The following is a 22010-nucleotide window of genomic DNA, read 5'->3' as shown; positions in this document are numbered from 1 at the left end:
CGCAAGGTGTGGTTTTGACGAAGGATTTTTGAGCGATGGCAAGCGAAAAGGTGCCGATGCTGGCCGAGGGCCACGCGAAGCTGAGCGCCGAAGTGAAGCACCTCAAGATGGTCGAACGCCCCGCGGTGATCGACGCGATCGAGGAAGCGCGCGCCCATGGCGACCTCAGCGAGAATGCCGAATATCACGCTGCTAAAGAGCGTCAGGGTCAGATCGAGGCGACCATCAGTCACATCGAAGACCAGCTCTCGCGCGCCATGGTGATCGATCCGACGACTCTGTCGGGTGACAAGGTCGTGTTCGGTGCAACCGTCCACCTGATCGACGAGGACGACAACAAGAAGACCTATCAGCTGGTCGGCGAAAGCGAAGCCGATGCTGGTTCGGGTCGGATCAACTTCAACTCGCCGCTCGCGCGCGCCCTCATCGGCCGCAGCGTCGGTGACGAGGTCGAATTCTCGACCCCGTCGGGCGAGAAATATTACGAGATCGAAAAAGTCGAGTTCAAATAATGATCGTATGGCGGTCGGCGACCGGCATCATTGCCGCGCTGACCGTCATCGCGTTCGTCGTCTCGACCTATATCGTCGGGATTGACGAGGCGGCCTGGAAAGCCGGTTTCGTCCCGGCGCGCCTCAGCGGCCTGATGGCCGAGCTGGACGCCATCTCGCTCCCCGGCTTCCTGACCCCGCTGACCGCCGCTTTCTTGCATAGCGGCTTCATGCACATCCTATTCAATATGCTGATCCTGCTCTTTTGCGGCCGCTTCGTCGAAGCCGCATTGGGGTGGGAGCGTTTCATCATCCTCTACATTGCGGGCGCCTATGGCGCTGCAGCCGCGCAGTGGGTCATGGATCCTGCCGCTGCCCTCCCGATGATCGGGGCAAGCGGCGCGGTCAGCGCAATCTTTGGCGCCTATGCGATCGGCTTCGGAAAGCCGCGGCCATTGGTCCAATCGCCTGCGCTCAACCGCTTCCTCAATACGCTCTGGCTGCTTGCCGCATGGATCGCGATCCAGTGGCTCATCGATCTGATGGCGGCGATGGAGGGGACGCTGATCGCGACGCCGGCCCATGTCGGCGGCTTCGTCGTCGGGTTGCTAATGTTCGGTATTCTTCATCACAATGTGATGACGCGCCACCGCAATGCGACGATCACGATCGCAGAAGAAAGGCCGCCCCGCTAGGGACGGCCTCTTCATGTTCTAGGCTTCGTTTTCGAGGACCTTGTCGTCGGGCTCGAGCAGGCGGTGCAGGTGCACCACCACATATTTCATCTCGGCATCGTCGACCGTGCGCTGCGCGGCGCCGCGCCAGGCATCTTCCGCGCTGGCATAGCTGTCGAACAGCCCGACAATGTCGAGCGATTCAAGATCGGTGAATTCCAGGCCGCGCGGATCTTTGACGCGACCGCCGAAAACGAGGTGAAGCTTGCTCATGCGCGGCCCGCTAGCAGTATTTGTCCTACTGGAAAAGTCCTGTTTCGATCAGGACTTGCGCTTGGCAGCTTCGGTCGCAGCGCCGGCCGAGCTCTTGGCGGCTTCGCCAATCCCGCGGGCGACGTCGCGCGCGACATTCTCAGCCGCTTCAGGCGTGATGCCACGTTCCTTGAGCTGGGCCTCGCCGGCTGACTTGGCGGCATCGAAAGCGCCATGGGCGCGGTTGTTGATGTCGCGGCCGACCGAACGCAATGCTTCCTTCTCGCGCTGGCTGCGCGGGATCAGCGCACCGATGATAAGGCCGAGACCGAGGCCGGCACCAAGCGCGACCAGCGGGTTGCTTTCGAGACCTTCGCCGGTCTTGCGGCGTGCCGTCGCGGCGCCATCACGTGCACCGTCATATGCCTTGATCGCGCGCGTGCGGGCACCTTCATAGGCGCGCTCTGCGCTCTGCTTGGCCTTTTCGGCGGTTGCTTTTGCCTTGTCGCCGGCTTCTGCGGCCTTGTCCTTGATACTCATTTGCTCTTCTCCGTTTTCTTCTTTTTCGCGGGCTTTTTGGGGGCGTCCCGCTTTGTGTCTTTCTTGAGCGCCACCGGTCGGGTCGCTTCGTCGAATTCGCTGACGCTTGGTGCCGGGTCGTCCTTGCGCGGACGTCGGCGAGGAGGGGGCTTGGTCGCCGGCGCCTCAGGGAGGGCTTGCGACTTCTCCTCCTCATGGCCGGTCACGCTGTCATAAAGCTCGACGGCGGCCTTCCCGATCGGCTTGCGTGCCAGGAACAGCCCGACGGCTGCGGCAATTCCGCCGAACAACAGCGGTTTGGCTCTCACCTCGGCCGCCGTATCTTCAGCAAGGCGCGCCGTGGCCTTCTTCGTTTCCGCCCATGCGCGCCCGGCCAACAGATCAGGCGCAAGTCGGCGCTTGGTTTCGCCCATTGCATGCTTGACCGAATGCATCAGCTGCGCACGCTTGGCTTCGACTTCATTCTGCGCGTCGACGATCCGCGGATCCACACTCATGACCCACGCTCCAATTTCGATTTGCCGACATAGGCCAGGAGCCCTCCGACGAGGACGAACATCGCCGTCGCCGCAAGACCCGCACCGAGAGGCCCGATCAGGGTCGACAGCGCCAGCGTAATGCCGACGGCGAAGGCGACCAGGGCCGCTGTCAGAAATGCCATGGCGATCCCGAACAGGATGACCGGCACTTTATAGCGACCGATTTCGACCATGACGCGCGTGCGCGCCAACGCTATTTCTGCCTCGGCCAACGCACGGGCGTCGCCGACGACTTTGCCCAGAAGATCGCCGACTTCGGCGTCTGGGTCATAATTGTCGGAAGGGGGGCGATCCAGCATCCGGTCCGATATCCCCGTTACGCGTCGCGGTCTTCGCGCTCGGCATCGAAGCCGGCGGAAATGACGCGGGCGAGGGCGAAACCGACGATTGCAGCGGCACCGAGCGCGATGCCCGGGCTCTTGCGCACGAAGTCGCGCACATCGTCGACCAGTTCATCGGGATCCTTGGCAGCGATTTTCTGCGCCGTATCGTCGAGGTACTTCGCCGTCTTGCGCGCATAATCGCCATATTCGGCGCCCAGCGCTTCATCGAGATTGCCCGCCGTATCAGCGACCAGGCGCGAGGCGCTGCCGACCGCGTCGGACGACTTGCTGAGACCTTCGCCGATGACGCCGCGCGATTTGGTCGCGGCTTCGCTGGCGAGTTTCTCGCGGGTTTCGTTGACCTTGGCGACGACCTTGTCGCGTTTGGTCGGTTCGGTGTTCGTGGTGTCTTCTTCGCTCACAATCAGCTCCGCTTCGACATCGCTGCCAGTTCGTGCGGCACCCGGGACGATCCGGTCCGTGCCTTCGGGCAGCTGGGTTTTATCAGTGGCCATTTTCTACTCCTTTGAACGCTTTTCTCACCAACGGATCGACCCGCCTTCGCGTTCCGGAATTCACCCATCAATGTTGCGCTGCACTAGGCGCCTCGTCTAGGGCCGTCGACGAAACGTACCGTCCACCGGTCGAAATGATTTCGCAAGGGAAATGAATATGACTGCGATCCTCGATATCTATGCCCGCCAGATCCTCGACAGCCGCGGCAACCCCACGGTCGAGGTCGACGTGACCCTGGAAGACGGCTCGATGGGCCGCGCCGGCGTGCCGTCAGGCGCCTCGACCGGTGCCTATGAAGCGGTCGAGCTTCGCGACGGGGATAAGGCGCGGTGGGGCGGCAAGGGCGTCTCGAAGGCAGTCGCCGCGGTCAACGGCCCGATCTGCGAAGCGCTGGTTGGCCTAGAAGCCGAGGAGCAGTCGGAAATCGACGCCGTCATGGTCGATCTCGACGGGACCGAAAACAAGAAGAAGCTCGGCGCCAATGCCATTCTCGGGGTCAGCCTCGCCGTCGCCAAGGCCGCTGCCGAATCCCGTGCCCTCCCGCTCTATCGCTATGTCGGCGGTGTCGGTGCGACGACCTTGCCGGTGCCGATGATGAACATTCTCAATGGCGGCGCGCATGCAGACAATCCGATCGACTTTCAGGAATTCATGGTCATGCCGGTGGGCGCCGAAAGCTTCTCCGAGGCGCTGCGTCATGGCACAGAAATTTTCCACGCCTTGAAGGGCGCGCTCAACGAACGTGGCCTGTCGACAGCGGTCGGCGATGAAGGCGGCTTTGCCCCGGCCATCGGATCGAGCCGCGAAGCGCTCGACCTCATCGGCGAGGCCTGCGACCTGGCCGGTTTCACGCTCGGCGACGACATCCTCGTCGCGCTCGATTGCGCCGCCACCGAATTCTACCAGAATGGCAATTACGTCCTCGAAGGCGAGGGGCGCACGCTGCAACCCGCGGACATGGTCGAAGAACTGGCCAAGCTTGTTGCCGACTATCCGATCATCTCGATCGAGGATGGCATGGCCGAGGACGACTTTGCAGGCTGGAAGATGCTGACCGAGAAGATTGGCGACAAGTGCCAGCTGGTCGGCGACGATCTGTTCGTCACCAATACAGCGCGCCTGCGCACGGGGATCGACGACAAGCTTGCCAACTCGCTGCTCGTCAAGGTCAACCAGATCGGTACGCTCACCGAAACGATCGAGGCCGTTCGCATGGCCCAGACCGCCGGCTTCACCGCCGTCATGTCGCACCGCTCGGGCGAGACCGAGGATGCGACGATCGCCGACCTCGCGGTCGCGCTCAACACCGGCCAGATCAAGACCGGCAGCCTTGCGCGCTCGGATCGCACCGCGAAGTACAACCAGTTGCTCCGCATCGAAGAGGAACTGGGCGACAATGCCGAATATCCCGGCCGCGACGCGTTCAACGTCAAGCTGCCCGGCTGAAAAGACAATCCACACAGCGATCTGGTGACAATTTCGCTTGGGTTTCGCGGTTAATTCTGATTAAAGTATTTGCATGACGGTTGTAGCGAAAACTAAGGGGCTGTTGCGGCGACTGCTGTTGCCCGCGCTCGCACTCGTCATCATCGGCAATTTCGCGACCTATGCGGTAGCAGGCGACAATGGCCTGCTGGCGTGGGGCGGTTATGAGCGCGCACTCGACGATCGCCGCGCCGAACTGTCAGCACTTGAGGCCGAACGCGACGCTTTGTCGCACCGCTCGGCACTGCTCGATCCGCGCAGCGCTGACCCCGACATGGCCGAAGAATTGGTGCGTCGCGACCTCGGCCTGATCCGCGACGACGAGATCATCATCCCGCTCGACTAGTCGCGCGAAAAATTCATCTTCGCCATTTGTACCAATGCGGTGATTGCCTTTGCCGTAGCGTCACCCCTATAGAGCGCTCCAAGAACAGGAGACATTATGGCGCGCAAGCCTGCGAAGAAGGCCGCAACCAAGAAGGCGGCCAACCCCAACCTCGACCAACAGAGCAATGTCCCCAAGCCGCCCGAGCCCAAGCGCTACGAGGCGAGCCAGGAGGAATTGCTCGGCCTCTACAAGCAGATGCTCCTCATCCGTCGCTTCGAAGAGCGTGCAGGTCAGCTTTACGGGCTCGGCCTCATCGGCGGCTTCTGCCACCTCTATATCGGGCAGGAAGCGGTGGCCGTGGGTCTTCAGTCAGCCATGACCGTCGGCAAGGATAGCGTCATCACCGGCTATCGCGATCATGGTCACATGCTCGCCTACGATATCGACCCCAACGTCATCATGGCCGAACTGACCGGCCGCGAAGCCGGTATTTCGCGCGGCAAGGGCGGATCGATGCACATGTTCAGCGTCGAGCATGGCTTTTACGGTGGCCACGGCATTGTCGGCGCGCAGGTCGCGCTCGGCACCGGGCTTGCCTTCAAACATAAATATAGCGGCGATGGCGGCGTGAACCTTGCCTATTTCGGCGACGGCGCGGTCAACCAGGGCCAGGTCTATGAAAGCTTCAACATGGCCGAGCTGTGGGACTTGCCCATCATCTACGCCATCGAGAACAACCAATATGCCATGGGCACCAGCATCAAGCGCTCGTCGTCCGAGCCCGAACTCTGGCGCCGTGGTCACAGCTTCCAGATCCCCGGCATTCAGGTCGACGGGATGGACGTGCTTGCGGTCCGCGGCGCGGCGGAAGTCGCGCTCGAATGGACGCGCGGCGGCAATGGCCCGATCATCCTCGAGCTGATGACCTATCGTTATCGCGGTCACTCCATGTCGGATCCGGCCAAATATCGCACCCGCGACGAGGTCGACAGCTTCCGCGGCGAACGCGATCCACTGGAACAGTGCAAGCAGGAATTGCTCAAGATGGGCGCGTCCGAGGACGAACTCAAAGCGATCGACAACGAGATCAAGGAACGCATTAAGGAGTCGGCGGAGTTTGCCGAAAATGCGCCCGAGCCCGAGGCGCACGAACTCTACACTGACGTCCTGGTGGAGAACTACTGATGGCCACCGAACTCAAAATGCCCGCACTGTCGCCGACCATGGAAGAAGGCACGCTCGCCAAATGGCTGGTTGCCGAGGGCGACACGGTCAATGCCGGCGACATCCTCGCCGAGATCGAGACCGATAAGGCGACGATGGAATTCGAAGCCGTCGATGAGGGCGTGCTGCTCAAGATCCTGGTCGAAGAAGGCACGGACAATGTCGCGGTCGGTACCGCCATCGCGATGATCGGCGAAGAGGGCGAAGAGGTCTCGGACGCGCCCGCGCCGACCAATGCCGCTGCCGAACCGACGAGCGACGATGGCGAGGGCAAGGATGTGGGCCGCGAGCCCGCACCGATCCCGGCTGCTGCCGACGCGCCCAAGGTCAGCCATGCCGACCCGGATCTTCCCGAAGGCACCGAGACCGTTGCCACGAGCGTACGCGAAGCGCTGCGCGATGCGATGGCCGAGGAAATGCGCCGCGACGATCGCGTCTTCGTGATGGGCGAGGAAGTCGCCGAATATCAGGGCGCCTACAAGGTTACGCAGGGCCTGCTCGAGGAATTTGGCGACAAGCGCGTCATCGACACGCCGATCACCGAATATGGCTTTGCCGGCCTCGGTTCGGGCGCGGCGATGGGCGGCCTGCGCCCGGTCATCGAATTCATGACCTTCAACTTCGCCATGCAGGCGATCGACCACATCATCAACTCGGCGGCCAAGACCAATTACATGTCAGGCGGCCAGATGCGCTGCCCGATCGTGTTCCGCGGTCCCAACGGTGCAGCAAGCCGCGTCGCCGCGCAGCACAGCCAGAATTACGGGCCGTGGTATGCGAGCGTCCCGGGTCTGATCGTCATCAGCCCCTATGACAGTGCCGATGCCAAGGGCCTGCTCAAGGCCGCCATCCGCAGCGAAGACCCCGTCGTCTTCCTCGAGAACGAGTTGCTCTACGGCCAGAATTTTGATGTGCCGGATGTCGACGATTATGTCCTGCCGATCGGCAAGGCCCGCATCATGCGCGAAGGCAGCGATGTCACCTTGGTCAGCTATTCGATCGGTGTCGGCGTCGCGCTCCAGGCCGCAGCCAAGCTGGAAGAAGACGGCATCAGCGCCGAGGTCATCGACCTGCGTACGCTGCGTCCGCTCGACACCGGCACGGTGCTCGCCAGCCTCGCCAAGACCAATCGCATGGTCTGCGTCGAGGAAGGGTGGCCCGGTTGCTCGATCTCGGCCGAACTGGCCGCAGTCGCAATGGAGCAGGGCTTCGACGATCTGGATGCGCCGGTTTTGCGCGTGACCAACGAGGATGTGCCGCTGCCTTATGCCGCCAATCTTGAGAAGATGGCGCTGATCGACGCCGAAAAGGTCGTCGAGGCCGTCAAGAAGGTCACCTATCGCTGAGGGTGCGCTGACGCCCGACCGGGCGCTGGCGCTCACCCATTTCCCGCAAGCCGTGCGGCCCGCCGTCGAGGCGGTGCTGCGCCTTGATGCGACGCTGGCCGAAGTGGTTGCCGATACGACCGAGCCGGCCGTGGGCGCGATCCGGCTTGCCTGGTGGCGGGAGGCATTGGAGCGCCTAGATACGGCACCCGCGCCTGCGGAACCGCGCCTCGCTGCGATTGCCGACCATGTCCTGCCACGCGGCGTCACTGGCGCGATGCTCAGCGAGATCGAAGACGGCTATGCCGCCTTGCTCGATCAGCAGCTCGACCCGGATCGTGTGGGGCAGGGAGGCAGCGCCCTTTTCAACGCGATCGCGACATTGCTCCGTGCCGACGACCCATATCTCGCCCCGGCAGGTGCGCTTGCCATGCTGGCGCGGGTTCGCGGCCTGACACCGGAAGAGGTGAAGCCGACGGCGCTTGCCAAGATGCGCGAGTTGAAAGGGCATCGCTTCGCGCGCGCCTTGCGCCCGCTGACCAATCTCGCGCGCCTTGCCGCGCGCGACTTCCTGCGCAACGAGCCTGAGCCCGAGGCCACGCCCGGCCGCGCTTTCGCCATGCTCAGCCATCGCTTGTCGGGCAAGGTTACGGGCGCGAATTGACCGCACCCTTCCTGAGCGGTACCACTTCACTTGCCGGATCGCGTAACAGGGGGAAGCTTCATGCTTCGCTGGATCGTCGGCATTTTCGCATTCGTGATGTTCATCGCCGGAAGCCTGATGGTTTTCGGCGTGCTGGGACGTAGTGGCGACACCGCCATGGCCGCGGCAATCCCCGATCCGCTTCCTGCCGAGGCGGCAGCGGATGCCATTCGGACCTTGCCCGTCATTCCCGAAATCGAGGAACCGCCCGCCGCCGACCCGCTGACCAAGGAGCAGAAGCGCTTCAACCGGGTCGACAAGAACAAGGACGAGCAGATCAGCCTGAGCGAACTGGTCCATCCGCGCCGCAACCGCTTCGCCAATCTCGATCTCGATCAGGACGGACAGCTGAGCTTCGAGGAATGGGCAATCACTACCATCGAAAAATTCGAGGGCGCCGATTCAGATAGCAACGGCATCCTGTCGCGCACCGAATATGCCACAACCGCGCCCAAGCCGCGCAAGCCCAAACCTGCCTGCAGCTGCTAGGCTTTATTCTGCCGCGACGGGAAGGGCATCCTCGATACCCTGGTCCGCCATCCAGTCGGCAAAGATGGGCCGGGCGCGCGCCGTATAGGCCTTGCGGCGATTGGCCTTCTTCATCTTGCCCTCGATCGGCGGCATCAGCCCGAAATTGATATTCATAGGCTGGTAGCTGTCGGCATCCGCGCCACCGGTAATGTGACCGAGCAAGGCACCGAATGCCGTCTCGATGGGCGGCGCTTCGAATGTCTCGCCCTTCACTTCGGCCGCTGCGAAACGGGCCGCCATCAGGCCGACCGCCGCGCTCTCGAGATAGCCCTCGCATCCGGTGATTTGCCCGGCAAAACGGATGTGCGGCATCGACTTCAGGCGTAGTTGCTCATCGAGCAATTCGGGCGAGCGGATGAAGCTGTTGCGATGGATCCCGCCAAGACGCGCGAACTCGGCCTTCTTCAGCCCGGGTATCATCCTGAAAATCTCGCTCTGCGCGCCATATTTGAGCTTCGTCTGGAAGCCGACCATATTCCACAGAGTCCCGAGCGCATTGTCCTGGCGCAGTTGCACGACGGCATAGGGCCAGCGCCCGGTGCGCGGATCGTCGAGACCGACGGGCTTCATCGGACCATGGCGCAGTGTGTCGACGCCGCGCTCCGCCATGACTTCGATAGGCATGCAGCCTTCGAAATAAGGCGTGTCCTTTTCCCACTCCTTGAACTCGGTCTTGTCGCCATCGATGAGCGCCTGGACGAACGCCTCATACTGCTCCTTGTCCATCGGGCAATTGAGATAGTCCTTGCCGTCTCCCTTGTCCCAGCGTGACTGGAACCAGGCTACGTCCATGTCGACACTGTCCTTGTGGATGATCGGCGCGATGGCATCGAAGAAGGCGAGCGCATCCTTTCCCGTGGCCTCGGCGATGCTGTAGGCGAGCGCGGAGCCGGTGAGGGGACCCGTCGCGACGATCGTCAGGCCGCTTTCCGGCAATGCGTCGACCCGTTCCCGTACCACCTCGATATTGGGATGGCCCGCGACCGCATCGCTGACGCTTTTCGCAAACAGGTCGCGGTCGACGGCCAGCGCGCTACCGGCCGGGACGCGATGCTCGTCCGCCTTGGCCATGATAAGCGAACCGAGGCGCCGCATCTCCTGGTGCAGCAAGCCCACCGCATTCGATTCCGCATCGTCCGAGCGGAAGCTGTTCGAACAGACCATCTCGGCCAGATTGTCGGTTTCGTGCGCCGGCGTGGTGTCGCCGCCGCCGCGCATCTCGGAAAGTCGAACCTTGAGCCCTGCCTCCGCCAGCTGCCACGCAGCCTCCGACCCGGCGAGCCCGCCACCGATGATATGAACGTCATGTGCCATGGCGGCGGGCTTTAGCCTCAAGCGTTGGCGCGGTCGAGTGCCCGCTTGCGCGCAAACATCGCACAGCACGCCCCGGTAAGCGCGAGCGAAACGGTATGCTCCCCGAAGTCGAGCAACCATCCCAGCCCGGCGGCCGAGGCGGTGCCCGCGACCAGCCACAGGCCTGGGTCCGGCAAGCCGTCATCCATGCGATCCACGCTGATGCAGGCGTGGGCGAGGACCCAGCAGGGACCGATGGCGAGAAGGAAGCCGAAGGGCACGGTCAGGACCAGGAAAGCGACAAAGCCGATCAGCTGGCCGATGTTGATGTCGACGGCGTAGGTTCCGGTCACATTGGTTGCGACCATCCAGGCTGCGAAGACCGGGCCGGCAATAGCGGAAGCTTCGATCGCTGCCGCGGTAACGTCGGAACGGCGAGGACGGGCGATGTTCATGGATTGAACCCCTTTTCCATAGTCGGAAGCGGAGCCCCGAGGGGCCCCGCCTCGATGGGCTAGGCTGCAGCCACAGGCTCGGCCTCATCCTGGCCAAGCCAGCGGTTCACCTTCCGGCCGAAATGGGCGATCGCGCTCATATTGAAGAAGTGCATCCCGCCAAGCACGATAACGGCAAGTCCGACTTTCGAGCTCAGGAAGCGGATGGCCTCGGCCATGTTTTGCGGCTCGTTTCCGATCGACAGGGTGAGGGTGATGAAGCCGATATTGACGAGGTAGAAGCCGACCACGAGCAGGTGATTGGTCGAGTGGGCCAGCTCGTCATTGTGACCGAAGCATCGCTGGAGGAAGACCACCCCGTTCTTGGACAGGGTGCGGGCGACCCAGATGGTGATCGAGATGGAGATGAGGAGGTAGAGGAGATAGGCGACTTCGACATACATGTTTCTTTCCTTCCGTTATTTCTGTCAAAACTGAAATGGGTGGGTGTGGAAAGGCCGGGCCGGGGCGGCGAGGGGCCGACGACTACTCCTTCTTGGATCCGGGGATGAACTTTGCGACGCCGGCGCCGAGCTTCATCAGCGTGACCAGCGTGGATTTGGGCAGCTTGCGCACCTGCTCGTACCAATTGCCGAGCGTGCCCATGAAATCGTGCATGCGGATGATCCGCTCGCGGATATGCTCGGGCGCCGCCTTGTCCTTCTTGAGGTCGGCGGCAAGCTCTTCGAGGAGGCGCAGGGTGGGATCGACTTCGCGCTTCTTGCGCTCGGCGGTCACCTTCATGAGGATTTCCCACAGATCGCCTTCGGCAATGAAATGGTCCCGGCGATCGCCCTCAACATGGACGCGGCGCACGATCCCGAAACTCTGCAATTCCTTCACCCCGGTCGACACGTTGGACCGTGCCAGGCCGAGCTGATCGACAATCTCTTCGGCATGGAGGGGGCGGTCGGAAAGGTAGAGCAGGGCATGGATCTGCGACTGCGAGCGATTGACGCCCCACTGTGTGCCCATTTCGCCCCAGTGGAGCACGAAGGCTTTCGCCGAAGGATGATCCATCACTCTCATGTCACCAATTTCTGTATGGACAGAAATTGGTGAAGTCAACAGACAAAAGAAAGGCCGGCGATGAAACCGGCCGATCTCTCTTGATCAATTCGCCCTGATCAGGTGAGCACTTCGGGCGGCGCTTCCTTCTGGGTCTCGCCATTGATCAGCTTTTCGATCTCCGCGAGCGGCTGGTTGGTCATTTCCTTGTCCAGCTCGAGAATGACGCGCTTCTCGGTCTCCTTGTGCAACTTGGGGCGCAGTTCGCCGAGCGCCTTGGGCGGCGCGATGATGACCAGTTGCTCGAAATCGTTCTTGAGCGCGCGGCTGTTCACCTTGTCTGCCGCGTCGTGGACCCAGCGATCTTCCTCGAGTTGGTGAAAGTCGGTCTCTTCATAGGAGGACCGCCCAGGCGAGCCCGAGGAAAAGACGCTGCCCGGTTCGTCGGTCTTGAGCTCTCGGTCGGGTGCGTCGTCGCGGCGCTCCTTGCCCTCGACATTGAGGTTCATATGCTCGCTGTCGCCCTCGTTGCGGAGGAACAGCAATTTGCGGCCGTCAGTGACGAGAACCAGTGTGTCGTTGGCGATGCCCATGGAAAAGCTCCTTCATTGATCTACTTGTCCGACCAACGAAGGAGCTTCGCCTCGCGTTCCGATTATTCGCCGTCTTCGGGCCCCGCCTTGGCGTCCGAAGCGGTATCGCCGTCGGCAGTGGGGGAGACCGTCTTGTCATCGCCCTGCAGGTCGCCTTCGACCGCTTCTTCTGCCTCGTTCTCGGCATCTTCATCCTCATCGATGCGCGCGACCGAGACGACATGCTCGTTCTTGGCGACGTTGAAGATGGTGACGCCCTGCGTATTACGCCCGGCGATACGAATGTCGGCGACCGTGGTGCGGATCATCTTGCCCTGGTTGGTGACCAGCATGAGCTGTTCGCCCTGGGTCACCGGGAAGCTCGACACGACGGCACCATTTCGATCCGAGGTCACGATATTGGTGACACCTTGGCCGCCACGACCCGTCACACGATATTCGAAGGTCGAGGTCCGCTTGCCATAGCCGTTCTCGGAGATGGTCAGCAGGAACTGCTCCTTGTCCACAAGCTCGGCATAGCGCTCCGCAGTCAGCCCTTCGGCACCTTCATTGTCGCGCCAGATGGGCGACTTGAGATAAAGCTCGCGTTCCTCGCGGGTCGACCCGGTCGAACCGAGGATCGACATGGAGATGACCTTGTCGTCGCCCAGCAGCTTGATCCCGCGCACGCCCTTGGAGGCGCGACCGGTAAATTCGCGCACTGCCGTGGCTTCGAAGCGGATGGCCTTGCCGTTGGCCGTGGCCAGCAGCACGTCATCATCCTCGGTCAGCAATTCGACACCGACGAGGCGATCGTCGGGCTTGCCGTCGGGGCCTTCGTCGAACTTCATCGCGATCTTGCCGTTTGAGGGCACGTTGGTGAACGCGTCCATCGAGTTACGTCGCACCGTGCCGCCTTCGGTGGCGAACATGATGTGCAGGCCCGACCATTCTTCCTCGTCCTGCGGGAGCGGGAGGACGGTCGTGATCTTCTCGTCTTCTGCGAGCGGCAACAGGTTCACCATCGGGCGACCCTTGGCGGTCGGCCCACCCTCGGGGAGCTTCCACACCTTCATGCGATAGACGCGGCCAAGGTTCGAAAAGAACAGCACCGGATTGTGCGTCGTCGTCACGAACAGGTTGGTGACGACATCTTCTTCCTTGGTGCTCATGCCGCTGCGGCCCTTGCCGCCGCGCTTCTGCTCGCGAAACAGGGCGAGGGGGGTGCGCTTGATGTAGCCCGTATGGGTCACCGTCACGACCATGTCCTCGACCTCGATGAGATCCTCGTCTTCGATGCCGTCCGCGGCCGGCGCCAGCTCGGACTTGCGCGGCGTTGCATATTCGGCCTCGACCTCGTCCAGTTCCTCGCGAAGCACTTCGTAGAGGCGCACGCGGTTGGAAAGGATTTCGAGCAACTCGCCGATCGTAACCGACAATTCTTTCAGCTCATCGGCGATATCGTCACGGCCGATCTGGGTCAGTCGATGCAGGCGCAATTCGAGGATGGCCTTCACCTGCGCTTCGCTGAGGCGATAGGACGCCTGGTCGGCATCGGCGACGACGCCTTCGACCAATTCGATATAGCCCCGGATTTCTTCCATGCCCCATTCGCGCGATAGCAGCTTTTCGCGTGCTTCGGCCGGGCTGGACGAGCCACGGATCATCGCCACGACTTCATCCAAATTGGTGACGGCGACGACGAGGCCGAGCAAGACGTGCGCGCGTTCGCGTGCCTTGAAAAGCTCGTATTTAGAGCGGTTTGTGATGACTTCCTCACGGAATTTCACAAACGCTTCGATCATGTCGCGCAGGTCGAGCGTCTCGGGCTTGCCATTGCGAATGGCGAGCATGTTGGCCGCGAACGAGCTTTGCGCCGGCGTATGTCGCCACAGCTGGTTCAGGACGACTTCGGGCGTCGCATCGCGCTTCAGGTCGATGACGATGCGCACGCCTTCGCGGTTGGATTCGTCGCGAATGTCGGAAACGCCTTCAATGCGCTTTTCCTTGGCCGCATCGGCGATCTTCTCGACCAGGCCCGACTTGCCGACCTGGAAGGGGATTTCGGTCAGCACGATCGCTGACTTGTCGCCCTTTCCCTCCTCGATGTGATATTTGGAGCGCAGCATCATCGAGCCGCGACCGGTCGTATACGCCGCGCGAATGCCGCTAGTGCCAAGGATTGACGCGCCGGTCGGGAAATCGGGGCCCTTCACATGCTCCATAAGCCCTTCGACGCTGATCGCCGGATCGTCGATATAGGCCTTACAGGCGGCAAGGACTTCGCCGAGGTTATGCGGCGGGATGTTGGTGGCCATGCCGACCGCGATGCCGCCGGCGCCGTTGACCAGCAGGTTGGGGAAGCGCGCGGGCAGGACCTGCGGCTCGCTCTCGCTGGCGTCATAGTTGGGCTGGAAAGCGACGGTTTCCTTGTCGATGTCGCCCAGCAGGAAGTTGGCGACCTTGGCGAGGCGCGCTTCGGTATAACGCATGGCGGCCGGCGGATCGGGGTCCATCGAGCCGAAGTTACCCTGGCCATCGATCAGCGGGACGCGCATCGACCAGTCCTGGGTCATGCGGGCCAGGGCATCATAGATCGCGCTGTCACCATGGGGGTGATATTTACCCATCACGTCACCGACGATGCGGCTCGACTTGCGATAGGGTCGCCCGGCGACATAGCCCGCTTCCTGGCAGGCATAGAGGATGCGGCGGTGCACCGGCTTCAATCCGTCGCGCACATCGGGCAGCGCGCGGCTGACGATGACGCTCATCGCATAGTCGAGATAGCTCGACTTCATCTCATCGACGATGGAGATGGGCTGGATGTCGTCGCTGGGGACGGGGAGGGTTTCTTCGGGCGTGTCGGCCAAGGCAAAATGTCCTAATTATGTAAGCATACAGATCGCCATGAGGACCGTGGCGATTCCCTATGCCAACAAACTAGCAACAAGCGCCTCAGAAGGCCAAGAATAAAGTCCTTGCCTTACGTGAGCGTAAAGCGGATTAGCCCTCGCGGATGAACATGGGGGCGTTTTCGGACGATTCCGTTTCCGAATAGACCCAGCCATCGCGGTCGAAGCCCTGCAATGCCTCGACGCTTTCGATCCGCTCTTCGCAGACCCAGCGCGCCATCGCGCCGCGGGCGACCTTGGCAGCAAAACTCTGGAACTGCAGCCCCTTGGCGGTGCGCACCCGGAAGTCGGGCTCGACGATCGTCAGCTTCTTGGGCAACTGGCCGCGCACGACGTCATAATATTCGTTGCTCGCCAAATTGAGCAGCACGTTCGACCCTTCCTCGCGCAGCTGCTTGCGCAATTCCTTGGCAACCGCATCACCCCAGTGATCGGTCAGCTTGCCATCTTCGCCCTCGGTAGGCGACCAGCTCGTCCCCATTTCGAGGCGATAGGGACGCATCCGGTCTAGTGGACGCAGCATGCCGTAGAGGCCCGACAGGATACGCACATGGTCCTGCGCATAGGCAATCGTATCGTCATCGGCGCTCGCCACATCAAAGCCGCGATAGACATCGCCGGAGAAAGTCCGAATGGCCGGGCGCGTTTCGGCATTGAAGAAGCGATTGTAGCGCTCCTCGTTCAAGTCACCCAGTTTCTCGGAAATACCCATGATCCGCTGGAGATCGTCAGAGCTCAGTTTTGCGGCAGCGCGCGCGATCTGCGCGGCCTTGCGCTCGAAACGCGGGACGCTGAGTTCTTCGGGATAGCCGCTCGTCTCGTCGAGCGATTTTGCAGGCGATAGAAGGATAATCATGACCGTCGGCTAGCGAAAAGCCGGCCCCGCGTCAAAGCCGTCCGAAAGGCGGTGCTTTCGCCAAGGAAAACGATCAATTCAATCATTGTTCAGCCGGAATTGCCTAGGAAGACTGGCGAAACGCAGTGTCGTCGGCTAAATGCGCCCACGATCGAACATTTCCCTAATTTGGAGAGCTTTATGAAATCGACCCTTACGGCCATCGCGCTTGCCCTCGCCAGCACGACCATGGTCGCCGCGCCGAGCGCTGCGATCGCGCAGGAGGAAGGCAAGCAGATCGAAGTTTCCGACAAGGCTCGTGACAGCATTTTCAAGGCGCAGGAAGCCGTCCAGGCGCAGAACTGGGCCGAAGCCCCGGCGCTGTTTGCTGCCGTCGAACCGAATATCGAGAAGCCCGACGATCGCTATTATCTCGGTTATCTCAAGCTGCAGATGGCGGAAGCCACTGGCGACACCAACACCCTCATGAGCGCGCTGAGCGACATGGAACAGTCGGGCTGGGATCCCTCGGTCAACTGGGCCAACGAGTTCGTCAACGAAGGCATCCGCCAGTATAATGACGAAAATTACGAAATGGCCCGCACGCTCTTCAATCGTGCGCTCCAGAGCGACCCCAATTATGGCGAAGCCTATCTGCGCATCGGCCTCAGCCATTACGAGGAAGACAATAGCGAACTGGCGTTCGAAAACATGTCGCGCGGTATCGCGGTCAACGAAGCTGCCGGCGCGGAAGTCCCGGAAACGTGGTACAGCAACGCCATCTCGATCGCCTATAATGAAGGCCTCGCCGGCGGTGTGCCGGTCGCCATCAAGTGGGCCCAGGCTTATCCCAGCGCCGAAGTGTGGCGCTCGGTGACGCGCTATTATCTCGAAGGTGCGCTCGAAAGCGGCGCGCTGAGCGATAACGAAGCCGTCGACGTCTATCGTCTGTCGCGCGTCGCTGGCGCGCTGGCCGGTGAATATGACTATGCGACCTACGCCGATGCGCTTATCCGCAGTGCCTACGGTATCGAGGCTCTTTCGGTGCTCGAAGAAGGTGCCGAAGTGAATGCGATCGACCCGACCAAGGTCGCCTTCTCGCAGCGCTTCGACCAGGCCCGCAAGGACGCCGCGGCCGACCGTGCGGTCATCGAGGATGATGCCGCAGCTGCGATGACCGCTGCCGATGCACTGGCCGCACGCACTGCTGCCGACAGCCTTTATGGCGCTGGCGAGTATCAGCGTGCTGCCGATCTCTATCGCGCCGCGCTGACCAAGGCGAACCCGGACACCAACCTCATCAACCTGCGTCTCGGCATGGCGCTGGTCGGCATGGGTGACTGGGCCGGTGCCAAGGCTGCCCTCGACCAGGTCGGTGGCAAGTATGACACGCTCGCCGATCTGTGGCTCGCCTACGTCGCGACCCAGAGCTAAGGCTCGCACGACATTACGTCCGAAATCGGGGCGCCGGACTTCGGTTCGGCGCCCTTTTTCGTGGCACATCGCAACCTGTTCCAAAATGGGAAGGTTAACGGATTCTTACTAGAAGCTGACGCCTTCCATACCCCACCTCCATTCTCGTCGGATTCTATGACGTGAAAGGAATGACGGACGGTGCGTTTCGACGAACGCCTGGCAACATTGCTCACCCTGCCTGTGGCGGGGCCGAGGGATCGTGCCGTGCGTTGGCGCCAGCTTGTCGAACTGGCGGCGAAGATGAGCGAAGCGGGCGTCACCGACAGCGCGCCGCTGATCGCCGCAATCGCCGTCATCCGCTCCGAACGCGACGCCATTCCCGATGAAGTGCGCAGCGCCGCCGCCCGCTCGATCGCAGGCCGGGCGCTGGGCGAGGAAATCCTGACCATTTTCGCCGAAGAAGAGCTAGCGGTCGCGGCGCCGGTCCTGGCATCCGCCCATACCGATAAGCCGATGCGGCTCCGCCTGCTTGCGGCCTCGCGTGGCGACACGCGCAACTTCCTGGCCAGCCTGTGGCGTGACCTGGGCGAGGAAGAGAAATCCGGTCGCCGCCTTGCGCAGATCCTCGACAAGCTGAAAGCCGCGCGCGCCGATCTCGCCGTCGACTTGCCCGAGCGCCCGCGCAAGGAGCGCGCCGAACCTGAGCCCGAAAAAGAGCAGGCCGAGCCCCCGGAGCTGGAACCTGCCGAGAGCGCTGCTGCGGCGCGCGAGCCGCAAGTCATCGAAATTTCTGACACGATTGCGTGGGAAGCGGGTCCCGACGGACAGATTGGATGGGTCGAAGGCGCACCGCGCGCGGCACTGGTCGGCTATTCGCTCGCTGCAGACACGGCGCTTTCCGCCGCACTTGGTGCCCGCGAGCCGTTCGACGCGAGCAACATGGCGATCACGGGCCTCCCCGGTCGGTGGGATCTTCGCGGCGAGCCGAAATATGATGAGGAAAGTGGACACTTTCTCGGATATGCCGGCGTTGCGGCGCGCGCGGGCAAGGCTGCCAATAGCGCTCCCGCTGAACGACCCGAACAACAAATCCTGCCGCCGCAGGACGCGCAATCGCTGCGCGAGCTTGTCCACGAGATCAAGACCCCGCTCAACGCCATCATCGGCTTTGCCGAAATCATCGACGGTCAATATCTGGGACCCGCGCACCGCCGCTATCGTGAGCGCGCGGCCGAAATCGTTGCGCAGGCACGCATCCTCCTGGAAGCGATCAAGGACCTCGACTACGCTGCACGTATCCAGGTCGGCGATGGCAAGAAGAAGCGCAAGCCGCTCGGCGATATCGTCGCCGAACTGCGCGAAAGCCTTGCCGCGCGCGCAGCCCGCAAGGGCGCCGACCTCGCTATCACCGGCGACAGCGCCGAGGCGACCTGCGACACAGACCCCGATCTTGCCGAGCGCCTGATCCTGCGTCTCGTCGGCGCGCTCGCTGACGCCGCAGAGGCCGGCAGCAGCATTTCGATCGGATTTGCCAAGGATGAGGGGCATTGCCTGCTCGTCATCGATCGCCCTGCGCGGCTCGCCGACTATTCGACCGACCAGCTGTTCGACCCCGCCTTGATCATCGGCAACGATGCCAAGGCATTGCTGGGCCTCGGCTTTTCGCTGCGCCTCGTGCGCGGGCTGGCGCGAGTAGGGGGCGGCGACCTCGTCCTCGAGGGCAATCGCTTCCGGCTGTCGCTTCCGCGCGCGGCCTGAGCGAAGTGCTTGCATGAGCGCGCGGCACTTTCTACGTGCAGTCCTAGCGCGGGGGCCCGTAGCTCAACTGGTTAGAGCTGGCCGCTCATAACGGCTAGGTTGCGGGTTCAAGTCCTGCCGGGCCTACCACGCTTTTCCATCGCTGAAGAAAATGGTCGGGGAGACAGGATTCGAACCTGCGACCCTCTGCTCCCAAAGCAGATGCGCTACCAGGCTGCGCTACTCCCCGACTGGCCGCGCCCCTAACAGAGGCGGGACCATTTCTCCAAGCCTATTCGATACCGCCAGACAGATAGGCCAGCATCGCTGTCCAGGCCGCGACATTCTGTCGCAATTGTTCGGGGTCGACCTGGTCGAGCGTGTCATTGGGGGTGTGATGCAGGTCGAAATAGCGGGTGCCGTCCTGGCGCAGGCTCAGCCCCGGCGCGCCCTCGCGCATCAGCGGTCCAATATCGGCGCCGCCCGCCTGGTCATATTCGCCGGGCACGATACCGAGCGGGACCAAGGCGGCGCGCAAGCCGTCGGCCTCGGCGCGGCGACCCTCGCCGAAATTCGTCGTCACTTTCCATACCCGATCGGCACCGAAATCGCTCTCGGCGACGGCATGATAGTCAGTGCCATCATGACGGGCCGCAAAATCACGCCCGCCCCAGATGCCGACTTCCTCGGCGCCGTACCAGACGATCTCGATGGTGCGCATCGGGCGCCCGGCCTCCATGATCCGCTTGGCGGCGGCCGCAACGATCGCGCAGCCCGCGCCGTCATCGAACGCGCCGACGCTGTTGTCCCAACTGTCGAGATGGCAGGCGACCTGCAATTTCTTGGCATCGGGATTGCGGCCCGGCACTTCGGCGATGACATTGCCCGACACCTGTTCGCCAATATTGCGGGGCGTCAGCAATAGCTTCATCGTCACCGGGCCGTCGGCACGTTCGAGGACACGCATCAGCTGGTTGGCATCGGGAATGGCGAGCGCCGCGGCAGGGATGGGGGTTACACCCGGCTGGAAATTCGTATTGCCGGTATGCGGCGTGCGATCGTGCTCGGTGCCGATCGACTTAACGATGATCGCCGCCGCGCCGCGCGAGGCGGCTTCGTTGGGGCCGAACCAGCGTGGGCTGCCGAATGCCGGCGAATAGCCCGACCCGTCCTGGTTGCGCGGCATGGCATGCGAGATGAAGACGATCTTGCCGGCCTGGTTCGCCGGGTCGTCGGCAAGGAAGCTGGGATAATCTGCATAACCGATGACTTCTGCCTCAAGACCGTCGGGGCCGGTCGAACCCGAATTACCGAGTGCGGTCAGCACCAGTTCCTGCGGGAATGGCGCGATGATCTCGGCCTTTTCTTCGCCGCGCACCCAGGTCGGCATGGTGAATTCTTCCACGCGGACATTGGCAAAGCCGAGCTCCGTCAAATGCTCGACTGCCCAGTCGCGGGCGCGGGCTTCGGCCTCGGTGCCGGCAAGGCGCGGACCGACTTCGGTGGTCAGACCTTCGAGCAATTCCCAGGCCAATTCGTCCTCCAGCGCGGCGTCACGAAGCTCGGCGACCATCGGGTCGACGGTCGGCATCGCCGCCGGCTGGGCAATGGCGACGGCGGGAAGGGAGACGAGGGCGGCGAGCGCGAGGCGCGTGGAGGTCTTTGTCATGGCTGGAACGCTAGTGCGTCATTCCGGCCCTGTCACTAGCCACTAGATGAGGCGGAGTTGGGCACCCTGCGGCGGGGTGAAGAGCCCGCAATTGAGCTTGATCTTCTCGCGCCCGATCCCGTTATCGCGGCAGGCCTTGGCAAAGCGGCGCGCGAACAGGTCAGCCCATACGCCTTCGCCGCGCTGGCGACTGAAGAAACGCGGGTCGTTGTCGCGGCCGCCACGCAGCGAACGGATGGTCGCCATGACCTTGCCGGCACGGTCGGGATAGTGGGCTTCGAGCCAGTCCTTGAACAAGGGCGCGACTTCGTGGGGCAGGCGCACCGGAAGGTAGAAGGCCATTTTCGCCCCGGCCTTTGCGCCCGCTTCGACAATCGCTTCCATCTCGTGATCGGTAATGTGCGGCACGACGGGCGAGACCGACAGATAAACCGGCACGCCTTCATCGGCGAGCGCCTTGATCGCGGCGAGGCGTTTGCGTGCAGCGGGAGCGCGAGGCTCAAGCGTACGATGAATGTCGGCACTGAGGCTCGTGACCGACAGCGCGACGCCGCAGAGGCCAAGCCGTGCGGCAGGCGCGATCAGGTCGATATCACGCAGCACGCGATCCGACTTGGTCGTGATCGTGAAGGGATGCTTGAGATCGCACAACGTCTCGAGGATCGAGCGCGTCACTTTCCAACGCCCTTCGATGGGCTGGTACGGATCGGTGTTGGTCCCGAGCGCGATCGGCTTGGCCTCGTAGCCATCGCGCGACAGCGTCTTGAGGAGCAATTGCGCGGCATCGGGTTTGACGAAGAGCCGGCTTTCGAAATCCACCCCGGGCGACAAGTCATGATAAGCGTGGGTCGGTCGCGCGAAACAATAGATGCAGCCATGCTCGCACCCGCGATATGGATTGACCGAGCGATCGAAACCGAGATCGGGCGACTGATTGCGGGTGAGGATGGTCTTGGGCCGCTCGATGGTCACCGTCGTGCGGCGGGGAGGGGGGCCGCCATCGATCGCTTCGGCCTCGTCGAGCCAGTCACCGTCGACGACATGCTGCTTCAAATTGAAGCGCGACGACGCATCATTGCGCGTAGCACCGCGCCCCTTTTTCGACTCGATCGGCATGGCATGAGCCTAGCCGAACGCCAA

General features: G+C 62.6%; 24 protein-coding genes and 2 tRNA genes. 11 read left to right on the top strand and 15 right to left on the bottom strand.

The window, feature by feature from the left end:
• The first annotated feature begins 35 nt into the window (after window positions 1–35).
• Window positions 36–512: a transcription elongation factor GreA gene (gene greA / locus NDO55_RS03350; RefSeq protein ID WP_252112409.1), complete on the top strand. Its 477-nt coding sequence runs from the start codon at window positions 36–38 to the stop codon at window positions 510–512.
• Window positions 512–1186 carry a rhomboid family intramembrane serine protease gene (locus NDO55_RS03345; RefSeq protein ID WP_252112407.1) on the top strand — a complete coding sequence of 225 codons (675 nt, stop codon included), beginning with the start codon at window positions 512–514 and terminating at the stop codon, window positions 1184–1186. Before greA ends, NDO55_RS03345 begins: the two co-directional genes overlap by 1 nt.
• A gap of 18 nt (window positions 1187–1204) precedes the next feature.
• On the opposite strand, the gene NDO55_RS03340 is transcribed toward NDO55_RS03345, so the two are convergent.
• From NDO55_RS03340 to NDO55_RS03320, 5 genes are read right to left on the bottom strand one after another with little or no spacing between them, the layout of a single operon-like run.
• A complete protein-coding gene (locus tag NDO55_RS03340) occupies window positions 1205–1438 on the bottom strand; it encodes a DUF4170 domain-containing protein (RefSeq protein ID WP_252112405.1) in 234 nt (77 codons plus the stop codon).
• A gap of 48 nt (window positions 1439–1486) precedes the next feature.
• Window positions 1487–1957: a hypothetical protein gene (locus tag NDO55_RS03335; RefSeq protein WP_252112403.1), complete on the bottom strand. Its 471-nt coding sequence runs from the start codon at window positions 1955–1957 to the stop codon at window positions 1487–1489.
• Complete coding sequence (locus tag NDO55_RS03330) at window positions 1954–2454, bottom strand: hypothetical protein (protein ID WP_252112401.1); 501 nt, start codon at window positions 2452–2454, stop codon at window positions 1954–1956. The genes NDO55_RS03335 and NDO55_RS03330 overlap by 4 nt, the downstream gene beginning before the upstream one ends.
• On the bottom strand, window positions 2451–2795 hold the full coding sequence (locus NDO55_RS03325) for a phage holin family protein (protein WP_252112399.1): 345 nt from the start codon (window positions 2793–2795) through the stop codon (window positions 2451–2453). Before NDO55_RS03325 ends, NDO55_RS03330 begins: the two co-directional genes overlap by 4 nt.
• 17 nt (window positions 2796–2812) lie before the next feature.
• Window positions 2813–3334, bottom strand: coding sequence for a hypothetical protein (locus NDO55_RS03320; protein WP_252112397.1), 522 nt, complete (start codon window positions 3332–3334; stop codon window positions 2813–2815).
• 157 nt (window positions 3335–3491) lie between these two features.
• On the opposite strand from NDO55_RS03320, the gene eno reads away from it, so the two are divergent.
• The 6 genes from eno (at window position 3492) to NDO55_RS03290 (ending at window position 8889) form a co-directional block, all read left to right on the top strand.
• Entirely contained in the window at window positions 3492–4781 is a 1290-nt protein-coding gene (gene eno / locus NDO55_RS03315; RefSeq protein WP_252112395.1) for a phosphopyruvate hydratase, read from the top strand.
• A gap of 103 nt (window positions 4782–4884) precedes the next feature.
• Window positions 4885–5166: an FtsB family cell division protein gene (locus tag NDO55_RS03310; protein ID WP_252112393.1), complete on the top strand. Its 282-nt coding sequence runs from the start codon at window positions 4885–4887 to the stop codon at window positions 5164–5166.
• A gap of 96 nt (window positions 5167–5262) precedes the next feature.
• Window positions 5263–6333 (top strand): pyruvate dehydrogenase (acetyl-transferring) E1 component subunit alpha, encoded by a 1071-nt coding sequence (pdhA, locus tag NDO55_RS03305; protein WP_252112391.1) that lies wholly within the window; start codon window positions 5263–5265, stop codon window positions 6331–6333.
• Window positions 6333–7718 (top strand): pyruvate dehydrogenase complex E1 component subunit beta, encoded by a 1386-nt coding sequence (locus tag NDO55_RS03300; protein ID WP_252112389.1) that lies wholly within the window; start codon window positions 6333–6335, stop codon window positions 7716–7718. The genes pdhA and NDO55_RS03300 overlap by 1 nt, the downstream gene beginning before the upstream one ends.
• Window positions 7711–8361 (top strand): squalene/phytoene synthase family protein, encoded by a 651-nt coding sequence (locus tag NDO55_RS03295; protein ID WP_341869980.1) that lies wholly within the window; start codon window positions 7711–7713, stop codon window positions 8359–8361. Before NDO55_RS03300 ends, NDO55_RS03295 begins: the two co-directional genes overlap by 8 nt.
• A 60-nt stretch (window positions 8362–8421) precedes the next feature.
• A complete protein-coding gene (locus tag NDO55_RS03290; protein ID WP_252112385.1) occupies window positions 8422–8889 on the top strand; it encodes a CREC-EF hand family protein in 468 nt (155 codons plus the stop codon).
• A 3-nt stretch (window positions 8890–8892) separates the two neighbouring features.
• On the opposite strand, the gene trmFO is transcribed toward NDO55_RS03290, so the two are convergent.
• From trmFO to NDO55_RS03255, 7 genes are all read right to left on the bottom strand, one after another.
• Window positions 8893–10245 carry a methylenetetrahydrofolate--tRNA-(uracil(54)-C(5))-methyltransferase (FADH(2)-oxidizing) TrmFO gene (trmFO, locus tag NDO55_RS03285; protein WP_252112383.1) on the bottom strand — a complete coding sequence of 451 codons (1353 nt, stop codon included), beginning with the start codon at window positions 10243–10245 and terminating at the stop codon, window positions 8893–8895.
• Window positions 10246–10262: 17 nt separating this feature from the next.
• Window positions 10263–10679 (bottom strand): hypothetical protein, encoded by a 417-nt coding sequence (locus NDO55_RS03280; protein WP_252112381.1) that lies wholly within the window; start codon window positions 10677–10679, stop codon window positions 10263–10265.
• Between the two features lie 59 nt (window positions 10680–10738).
• Window positions 10739–11122: a hypothetical protein gene (locus NDO55_RS03275; protein WP_252112379.1), complete on the bottom strand. Its 384-nt coding sequence runs from the start codon at window positions 11120–11122 to the stop codon at window positions 10739–10741.
• Between the two features lie 82 nt (window positions 11123–11204).
• On the bottom strand, window positions 11205–11747 hold the full coding sequence (locus NDO55_RS03270) for a GbsR/MarR family transcriptional regulator (protein ID WP_252112377.1): 543 nt from the start codon (window positions 11745–11747) through the stop codon (window positions 11205–11207).
• Window positions 11748–11845: 98 nt separating this feature from the next.
• Window positions 11846–12319 carry a host attachment family protein gene (locus NDO55_RS03265; protein WP_252112375.1) on the bottom strand — a complete coding sequence of 158 codons (474 nt, stop codon included), beginning with the start codon at window positions 12317–12319 and terminating at the stop codon, window positions 11846–11848.
• A gap of 62 nt (window positions 12320–12381) precedes the next feature.
• Complete coding sequence (gene gyrA, locus NDO55_RS03260) at window positions 12382–15099, bottom strand: DNA gyrase subunit A (protein ID WP_252115514.1); 2718 nt, start codon at window positions 15097–15099, stop codon at window positions 12382–12384.
• A 205-nt stretch (window positions 15100–15304) separates the two neighbouring features.
• Window positions 15305–16069 carry a YaaA family protein gene (locus NDO55_RS03255; protein WP_252112373.1) on the bottom strand — a complete coding sequence of 255 codons (765 nt, stop codon included), beginning with the start codon at window positions 16067–16069 and terminating at the stop codon, window positions 15305–15307.
• Between the two features lie 180 nt (window positions 16070–16249).
• Here NDO55_RS03255 and NDO55_RS03250 point away from each other — a divergent pair, with 180 nt between their 5' ends.
• The 3 genes from NDO55_RS03250 (at window position 16250) to NDO55_RS03240 (ending at window position 19351) form a co-directional block, all read left to right on the top strand.
• A complete protein-coding gene (locus tag NDO55_RS03250) occupies window positions 16250–17482 on the top strand; it encodes a tetratricopeptide repeat protein (RefSeq protein ID WP_252112371.1) in 1233 nt (410 codons plus the stop codon).
• Between the two features lie 180 nt (window positions 17483–17662).
• A complete protein-coding gene (locus tag NDO55_RS12055) occupies window positions 17663–19222 on the top strand; it encodes a sensor histidine kinase (protein WP_252112369.1) in 1560 nt (519 codons plus the stop codon).
• A gap of 52 nt (window positions 19223–19274) precedes the next feature.
• A tRNA-Ile gene (locus tag NDO55_RS03240) sits at window positions 19275–19351 on the top strand.
• 23 nt (window positions 19352–19374) lie between these two features.
• Here the strand turns inward: NDO55_RS03240 and NDO55_RS03235 are convergent.
• The 3 genes from NDO55_RS03235 to NDO55_RS03225 form a co-directional block, all read right to left on the bottom strand.
• Window positions 19375–19451 (bottom strand) — tRNA-Pro (locus NDO55_RS03235).
• 42 nt (window positions 19452–19493) lie between these two features.
• A complete protein-coding gene (locus NDO55_RS03230; RefSeq protein ID WP_252112367.1) occupies window positions 19494–20870 on the bottom strand; it encodes a M28 family peptidase in 1377 nt (458 codons plus the stop codon).
• Between the two features lie 42 nt (window positions 20871–20912).
• The gene (locus NDO55_RS03225) at window positions 20913–21986 is read right to left on the bottom strand and encodes a PA0069 family radical SAM protein (protein WP_252112365.1); all 1074 of its coding nucleotides are present in this window, start codon (window positions 21984–21986) and stop codon (window positions 20913–20915) included.
• Between the last annotated feature and the right edge of the window lie 24 nt (window positions 21987–22010).

Origin of the sequence: Sphingomicrobium sediminis (assembly GCF_023805295.1) — a bacterium.
GTDB lineage: Bacteria > Pseudomonadota > Alphaproteobacteria > Sphingomonadales > Sphingomonadaceae > Sphingomicrobium > Sphingomicrobium sediminis.
This window is presented reverse-complemented; position numbering and strand designations above follow the sequence as displayed.

What these genes read in the sequence shown, in the direction of transcription:
- gyrA (WP_252115514.1), bottom strand. Translation starts at nt 15,099, where the DNA reads ATGAAGTCGAGCTATCTCGACTATGCGATGAGCGTCATCGTCAGCCGC.
- NDO55_RS03280 (WP_252112381.1), bottom strand. Translation starts at nt 10,679, where the DNA reads ATGAACATCGCCCGTCCTCGCCGTTCCGACGTTACCGCGGCAGCGATC.
- trmFO (WP_252112383.1), bottom strand. Translation starts at nt 10,245, where the DNA reads ATGGCACATGACGTTCATATCATCGGTGGCGGGCTCGCCGGGTCGGAG.
- NDO55_RS03300 (WP_252112389.1), top strand. Translation starts at nt 6,333, where the DNA reads ATGGCCACCGAACTCAAAATGCCCGCACTGTCGCCGACCATGGAAGAA.
- NDO55_RS03345 (WP_252112407.1), top strand. Translation starts at nt 512, where the DNA reads ATGATCGTATGGCGGTCGGCGACCGGCATCATTGCCGCGCTGACCGTC.
- NDO55_RS03335 (WP_252112403.1), bottom strand. Translation starts at nt 1,957, where the DNA reads ATGAGTATCAAGGACAAGGCCGCAGAAGCCGGCGACAAGGCAAAAGCA.
- greA (WP_252112409.1), top strand. Translation starts at nt 36, where the DNA reads ATGGCAAGCGAAAAGGTGCCGATGCTGGCCGAGGGCCACGCGAAGCTG.
- NDO55_RS03230 (WP_252112367.1), bottom strand. Translation starts at nt 20,870, where the DNA reads ATGACAAAGACCTCCACGCGCCTCGCGCTCGCCGCCCTCGTCTCCCTT.
- NDO55_RS03250 (WP_252112371.1), top strand. Translation starts at nt 16,250, where the DNA reads ATGAAATCGACCCTTACGGCCATCGCGCTTGCCCTCGCCAGCACGACC.
- NDO55_RS03320 (WP_252112397.1), bottom strand. Translation starts at nt 3,334, where the DNA reads ATGGCCACTGATAAAACCCAGCTGCCCGAAGGCACGGACCGGATCGTC.
- NDO55_RS03340 (WP_252112405.1), bottom strand. Translation starts at nt 1,438, where the DNA reads ATGAGCAAGCTTCACCTCGTTTTCGGCGGTCGCGTCAAAGATCCGCGC.
- NDO55_RS03255 (WP_252112373.1), bottom strand. Translation starts at nt 16,069, where the DNA reads ATGATTATCCTTCTATCGCCTGCAAAATCGCTCGACGAGACGAGCGGC.
- pdhA (WP_252112391.1), top strand. Translation starts at nt 5,263, where the DNA reads ATGGCGCGCAAGCCTGCGAAGAAGGCCGCAACCAAGAAGGCGGCCAAC.
- NDO55_RS03290 (WP_252112385.1), top strand. Translation starts at nt 8,422, where the DNA reads ATGCTTCGCTGGATCGTCGGCATTTTCGCATTCGTGATGTTCATCGCC.
- NDO55_RS03325 (WP_252112399.1), bottom strand. Translation starts at nt 2,795, where the DNA reads ATGCTGGATCGCCCCCCTTCCGACAATTATGACCCAGACGCCGAAGTC.
- NDO55_RS03270 (WP_252112377.1), bottom strand. Translation starts at nt 11,747, where the DNA reads ATGAGAGTGATGGATCATCCTTCGGCGAAAGCCTTCGTGCTCCACTGG.
- NDO55_RS03225 (WP_252112365.1), bottom strand. Translation starts at nt 21,986, where the DNA reads ATGCCGATCGAGTCGAAAAAGGGGCGCGGTGCTACGCGCAATGATGCG.
- NDO55_RS03265 (WP_252112375.1), bottom strand. Translation starts at nt 12,319, where the DNA reads ATGGGCATCGCCAACGACACACTGGTTCTCGTCACTGACGGCCGCAAA.
- NDO55_RS03275 (WP_252112379.1), bottom strand. Translation starts at nt 11,122, where the DNA reads ATGTATGTCGAAGTCGCCTATCTCCTCTACCTCCTCATCTCCATCTCG.
- eno (WP_252112395.1), top strand. Translation starts at nt 3,492, where the DNA reads ATGACTGCGATCCTCGATATCTATGCCCGCCAGATCCTCGACAGCCGC.
- NDO55_RS03330 (WP_252112401.1), bottom strand. Translation starts at nt 2,454, where the DNA reads ATGAGTGTGGATCCGCGGATCGTCGACGCGCAGAATGAAGTCGAAGCC.